Source organism: Streptococcus sp. 544, assembly GCF_013277385.1.
Taxonomy (GTDB): Bacteria; Bacillota; Bacilli; order Lactobacillales; family Streptococcaceae; genus Streptococcus; species Streptococcus mitis_BA.
Genome location: NZ_VMMU01000032.1, coordinates 1 through 4957, shown reverse-complemented (window position 1 = coordinate 4957; position 4957 = coordinate 1). Strand labels below are relative to the sequence as shown.

Here is a 4957-nt window from a genome sequence, read left to right as displayed (position 1 = left end):
CAGAATACCGCTTCGTAGAGACTAAGAAACTGTCAAATGGAGATACTGTTCATGTTTATGAAAAAGTAACACCACCAGCTCCAACACCTTCACCTGTTCCTCAACCAAATCCAAGTAAGCAAAATACAACTACTTGGACTGATGAGAATGGAAATCCATTGAAACCAACTGAGCCAGGTTCTAAAGAACCGGGAACAATTCCAGGTTACGAATATGTGAAGACTGTGACAGATTCAAATGGAAATATCAGACATATCTTCCGTAAAGTTGAGATGCCAACTCCAACACCGGTTGAACCGACTCAACCAGCACAACCGGTAGAGCCAGCAACTCCAGCAATACCTGAACAGCCAGCTAAACCTCAAATGCCAGCAACACCTAAATATGTTGATGGTCAAAAAGAATTGCCTAACACAGGTACAGAAGTTAACGCTAGCCTCGCAGCACTTGGACTTCTTGGAGTTTTGAGTGGATTTGGATTTCTTGCTCGCAAGAAGAAAGAAGACTAATCTTTCTAATGGGTATAATTTGTTTGCAATGAACAGATTGTCCTTAATGAGGATGGGCAAAAACTTCATTTCAGGATAAAATGAAGTAAATATTCCCACAATAAAACGCATAGTATCAAGTTTCAAGACCTGATATTATGCGTTTTTTAATTTTACAGACTTTTTTCAGTCTCACTTATTGTACAGTGAAATGAGATAAAAAATGGACAAGTTGATTGGGGGATTTAAACCAATTTCTAACAATGTTTTAGAAAACTCGGCGGACTATTCCAGATTCAATCAACTAGAATGTTAAAAGTTATTGGGCCTGTAGAGGTTCCACAATCTCGTCATTTTGAGTCTAAAAAGAGAATGGTTTCCATGCTGTGATTGCTGCTCTCTACAAACGTGAGCTTGTGCATGAGTCGAACGTTGGGGAGCTCCTCGATATGTTAGAGGATTGGGAGTTTTAAAAAATCCTTGTTTATGTTTTTTTATATGCAATTGATTTACAGTAGATAAAAAGACTGAGGGATTACTTCTCAGTCTTGGATATGTTGAAAGAGGTGGTCGAGTTGGTTTAGGTAGTCGGTGCGTGAGTTGATAATTCTCAGGATATGGACTTCTTTTTCATGAATGAGGTAAAAGAGTAGGTATTGTTTAGAGACAATCATTCTGAGAGTATTTCCTGGATAGAGGGAGTATCCGATTTTATGGTCAAAGTTAATACCGCCCTCTGGTGAGAAGGTGAGTAGGTTGGTAATTTGTTGTAGACGAGTGATGACTTTCTTGGCTATGTTTTCACTGAACTCTGTGGAGTAGTAGATGAAAATATCGTCCAAGTCTTGTCTGGCTTGTTCTGTAAAGCGTACTTTATAGTCCATACTTTGAAAAGACCTCGTCTGTGTCGTAGAGACGCTCCTCGATGATGTCTTGGTAGCCTTTATCTAGTTCTGCTTTGAGTTCGACTAGGAAGATTTCTGCTTTGAGTTGGTCGGCTGTTTTAATTGGGAGACCTCTTTCAAGGACGATTTGTTCTACAAAGAGGTTGAGGGCATCTGAAAGGCTGATGTTTTGGCTTTCTAGGATGGTTTTTGCTTCTTCAAATAGTTGAGTATTGACGCGGAAGTTATAAACTCGGTCTCGTGTAAGTGTTGACATGGCATTTCTCCTTGTAATGATATGGTATAACACATATCTTACATAAAAAGATAGAGAAAGTCAAGGGCTGTTTTAGTAGGGAAGGGTGGAAGGGTGGTAATTTAAACTATTAAACAGAATTTTTGATTAAAAGTATTATTTTATGAGAGAAATCCTAATTTCACAATCCATAGGCAAACGCTTGCATTTCGTTTTTTATTGGACTATAATAGGTTGGTATAAAGCCTTTTGTAATAATAAAATGTAGAAGGTGTAGAAAGTAAGGATTTAGATTACTTGTATTGGAAAATACAATGTTGCAATTCCTTACCATAGGGAGATAGATATGGGAATGATAGAAGTGGAACATCTTCAGAAAAATTTTGTGAAGACTGTTAAGGAACCGGGTTTGAAGGGGGCATTACGTTCCTTTATTCATCCTGAAAAGCAGACCTTTGAAGCGGTCAAGGATTTAACCTTTGAGGTCCCAAAGGGGCAAATTTTAGGTTTTATCGGGGCCAATGGTGCTGGGAAGTCAACAACAATCAAAATGCTGACAGGGATTTTAAAACCGACATCTGGTTTTTGTCGGATTAACGGCAAGATTCCCCAGGACAATCGTCAAGATTATGTCAAAGATATTGGCGTAGTTTTTGGACAACGCACCCAGCTATGGTGGGATTTGGCCCTGCAAGAGACCTACACGGTCTTAAAAGAGATTTACGATGTGCCAGATTCGCTCTTCCATAAGCGCATGGATTTTTTGAATGAAGTCTTGGATTTGAAGGACTTTATCAAGGATCCCGTGCGGACTCTTTCACTGGGTCAACGGATGCGGGCGGATATTGCGGCTTCCTTACTTCACAATCCCAAGGTTCTCTTTTTAGATGAGCCGACCATTGGTTTGGACGTTTCGGTCAAGGATAACATTCGTCGCGCCATTACCCAGATCAATCAGGAGGAAGAGACTACCATTCTCTTGACCACTCACGACCTGAGCGACATTGAGCAACTTTGTGATCGGATTTTTATGATAGACAAGGGGCAGGAGATTTTTGATGGAACGGTGAGCCAACTCAAGGAAACCTTTGGCAAGATGAAGACGCTCTCATTTGAACTGCTACCAGGTCAAAGTCATCTCCTTTCTCACTATGAAGGTCTGCCTGATATGATTATTGATAGACAGGGGAGTAGCCTCAACATTGAATTCGATAGTTCTCGCTACCAGTCAGCTGACATTATCAAGCAAACTCTGTCTGATTTTGAAATTCGCGATTTGAAGATGGTGGATACGGATATTGAGGATATTATCCGTCGCTTCTACCGAAAGGAGCTCTAGGATGATCAAATTGTGGAGACGTTATAAACCCTTTATCAATGCAGGGGTTCAGGAGTTGATTACTTACCGAGTCAACTTTATTCTCTATCGGATAGGCGATGTCATGGGTGCTTTTGTGGCTTTTTATCTCTGGAAGGCTGTCTTTGATTCCTCACAAGAGTCTTTGATTCAGGGCTTTAATATGGCGGATATCACCCTTTACATCATCATGAGTTTTGTGACCAATCTGTTGACCAGGTCCGATAGCTCTTTTATGATTGGGGAGGAGGTCAAGGATGGTTCCATCATCATGCGCTTACTGAGACCAGTGCATTTTGCGGCCTCTTATCTTTTCACTGAGCTTGGTTCCAAGTGGTTGATTTTTATCTCTGTTGGCCTTCCATTTTTAAGTGTCATTGTTTTGATGAAAATCTTATCTGGGCAAGGCGTTGTTGAAGTGTTGGGTTTAACTGTCCTTTATCTCTTTAGTCTAACGCTAGCTTATCTGATTAACTTTTTCTTTAATATCTGCTTTGGATTTTCTGCCTTTGTGTTTAAAAATCTATGGGGTTCCAATTTACTTAAGACTTCCATAGTGGCTTTTATGTCTGGAAGTTTGATTCCCTTGGCTTTCTTTCCAAAGCTTGTTTCAGATATTCTGTCTTTCCTGCCTTTTTCATCCTTGATTTACACTCCGGTCATGATTATCGTTGGGAAATACGATGCCAATCAGATTCTTCAGGCGCTCGCTTTGCAGTTTTTCTGGCTCTTAGTGATGGTGGGCTTGTCTCAGTTGATTTGGAAACGGGTCCAGTCCTTTATCACCATTCAAGGAGGTTAGTATGAAAAAATATCAACGCATGCATCTGATTTTTATCAGACAGTACATCAAACAAATTATGGAATACAAGGTGGATTTTGTAGTTGGTGTTCTGGGAGTTTTTTTAACTCAAGGTTTAAATCTCTTGTTTCTCAATGTCATCTTTCAACACATACCATCCCTAGAAGGTTGGACTTTTCAAGAGATTGCTTTTATCTATGGATTTTCCTTGATTCCCAAGGGGCTGGACCATCTCTTTTTTGATAATCTCTGGGCTCTGGGACAGCGTTTGGTGAGAAAAGGGGAGTTTGACAAGTATCTGACTCGTCCTATCAATCCTCTCTTTCACATCCTAGTTGAGACCTTTCAGATTGATGCCTTGGGCGAACTTTTGGTTGGTGGAATTTTATTGGGAACAACCATGAGCAGCATTGCTTGGACTCTTCCAAAATTCCTGCTTTTCCTAGTTTGTATTCCTTTTGCGACCTTGATTTATACTTCTCTTAAAATCGCGACAGCTAGTATCGCTTTTTGGACCAAACAGTCAGGCGCCATGATTTACATCTTCTATATGTTCAATGATTTTGCCAAGTACCCGATTTCGATTTACAATTCTCTTCTTCGGTGGTTAATCAGTTTTATTGTACCTTTTGCCTTTACGGCCTACTATCCTGCCAGCTATTTCTTGCAGGACAAGGGTGTAATCTTTAACATCGGAGGTTTGATGTTGATTTCCCTCGCTTTCTTTGCTATTTCCTTGAAACTATGGGACAGGGGCTTGGATTCTTACGAAAGTGCTGGGTCCTAAGATGAAGAAACTCAAAGCCTTGTCTCAAGACAGGCTTTTTCTAATAGAGATGAAAATTCCTTGACATCTATTCTCAGAGTGCTATACTGTAAGTGTAATAGCCGATTTAGCTCAGTTGGTAGAGCAAGGCACTCGTAAAGCCTAGGTCACAGGTTCGATCCCTGCAATCGGCAAAGTGAAGAAGTCTCATCAGGCTTCTTTTTCTTTTTAAAGAAAATCAGACCACTTAGACTGATATAGAGACCAGATAGGCAAAAGAACTTGTTCTTGAGAAACTCCTCTGCTATAATGATTGTTGTAAGGGACGTGAGTATTCATACTCTTCGAAAATCTCTTCAAACAAAGTCAGCTTCACCTTGCCGTTTATATGTGACTGACTTCGT

At 40.2% G+C, this 4957-nt stretch carries 6 protein-coding genes and 1 tRNA gene; 5 read left to right on the top strand and 2 right to left on the bottom strand.

The window, feature by feature from the left end:
- The coding region (locus HT728_RS09930; RefSeq protein ID WP_173235030.1) for an LPXTG cell wall anchor domain-containing protein at positions 1–509 on the top strand (509 nt) is incomplete at its 5' end.
- Positions 510–1030: 521 nt separating this feature from the next.
- Here the strand turns inward: HT728_RS09930 and HT728_RS09925 are convergent.
- Complete coding sequence (locus HT728_RS09925) at positions 1031–1372, bottom strand: type II toxin-antitoxin system RelE/ParE family toxin (protein WP_164226856.1); 342 nt, start codon at positions 1370–1372, stop codon at positions 1031–1033.
- Positions 1362–1649, bottom strand: coding sequence for a type II toxin-antitoxin system RelB/DinJ family antitoxin (locus HT728_RS09920; RefSeq protein WP_173235028.1), 288 nt, complete (start codon positions 1647–1649; stop codon positions 1362–1364). Before HT728_RS09920 ends, HT728_RS09925 begins: the two co-directional genes overlap by 11 nt.
- Before the next feature lie 325 nt (positions 1650–1974).
- Here HT728_RS09920 and HT728_RS09915 point away from each other — a divergent pair, with 325 nt between their 5' ends.
- The 4 genes from HT728_RS09915 to HT728_RS09900 all read left to right on the top strand — a co-directional run bounded on the left by HT728_RS09915 (position 1975) and on the right by HT728_RS09900 (position 4747).
- Positions 1975–2967, top strand: coding sequence for an ATP-binding cassette domain-containing protein (locus HT728_RS09915; RefSeq protein ID WP_173235026.1), 993 nt, complete (start codon positions 1975–1977; stop codon positions 2965–2967).
- Position 2968: 1 nt separating this feature from the next.
- Positions 2969–3787, top strand: coding sequence for an ABC-2 family transporter protein (locus HT728_RS09910; RefSeq protein WP_000594187.1), 819 nt, complete (start codon positions 2969–2971; stop codon positions 3785–3787).
- 1 nt (position 3788) lies between these two features.
- Positions 3789–4574: an ABC transporter permease gene (locus HT728_RS09905; RefSeq protein ID WP_173235024.1), complete on the top strand. Its 786-nt coding sequence runs from the start codon at positions 3789–3791 to the stop codon at positions 4572–4574.
- 100 nt (positions 4575–4674) lie between these two features.
- Positions 4675–4747: transfer RNA gene (locus tag HT728_RS09900), tRNA-Thr, on the top strand.
- Positions 4748–4957: the final 210 nt, after the last annotated feature.